The 1,019-nt window shown below is 46.3% G+C and carries 1 protein-coding gene and 1 pseudogene; both read right to left on the reverse strand.

What is annotated here, in order from left to right; genetic code table 11:
* Positions 1-390: 390 nt before the first annotated feature.
* A complete protein-coding gene (locus JX325_RS17640; RefSeq protein ID WP_204792295.1) occupies positions 391-768 on the reverse strand; it encodes an IS5 family transposase in 378 nt (125 codons plus the stop codon).
* 57 nt (positions 769-825) lie between these two features.
* Positions 826-915, reverse strand: a pseudogene (locus tag JX325_RS18385) (prevent-host-death protein); the annotation flags it as partial.
* Positions 916-1,019: the final 104 nt, after the last annotated feature.

Genomic DNA, 1,019 nt, shown 5'->3' on the forward strand with positions numbered 1-1,019 from the left:
CTCTACTCCTTCATCGGATAAGCTGAACCAGCATTGCAGCAGATACATCCGCAGCATGGTTTTTATCTCAATCGGCGTTAGAGCCCTCAAATCAGTTCGGTTTGTTTCAGGCTGTCTCTAATGCGATAAATTCAAACGATGCCAATACGCAGACAGTGGGGAGAAATCATCTGATAAAGGTTATAGATTCTTGGGAAAATGTCCCAACTATGATAAAACCCATGTGGGAAGATCTAATTGAAGCAGTTGTATTTTATCCATATATTAATAAATATAAAATGTCACTAATTGATCTTGACTCGCGTATACAGATATCGTTTCGGTTCCCACTGGAGAGCAAAAAGCGCAATGGATTTCCAAGTCCATCCGTTACCGCATGGACTTTCGTGGTCAAGCCTCCCCTGCTCCGTCCGGTTTCCTCGTGATATCCCCTTTTTTGACCCCGCCGGCATGCTGATGGACTTTGATCGAGGTGCTGTCCAGCATCAGCGTTGTTTTGTCCACCAATTCTTGCTCAAGCAGGGCTGTGAGGATATCTTCCCACACTCCTGCTTTTGTCCAGGCGCGGAACCGGCTGTATACACTTTGCCATGGCCCGAACCGCTCCGGCAGATCCCGCCATGGTATTCCGGTATTCAGCCAATACAGAATTGCGTTAAGCATTTCCCGGTTGCTTTTTCCCGGCCGTCCTCCTTGTGGCTTTTTTTCGGGCGGAAACTTATCCTTGATCCTATTCCATTGTTTCTCGCTTATTTCATGTCTTTTCATGTGCTTTATTTTGCCATTTTAGCACTTTACACACAATATCTAAGTTTTAAAACAGACTCTAGTGAGAAAGACGGGCGCACCCGCGGCTACATCGTGCAGTACTTCGCTGTGGTTGCGCAGATCGGAAATCGGTTTAATGTTCGGCATAAGCGTCAGCCCCTTTCTAACGCATACTATTACTTCCGAACTGAAAGGTCGGAAGTAATATGTGCCATGTTTTGCGGTTGCCGCTGTTTACAGCGGCGAGCAAA

Source organism: Oscillibacter sp. CU971 (assembly GCF_905219725.1).
Lineage (GTDB): Bacteria > Bacillota > Clostridia > Oscillospirales > Oscillospiraceae > Oscillibacter.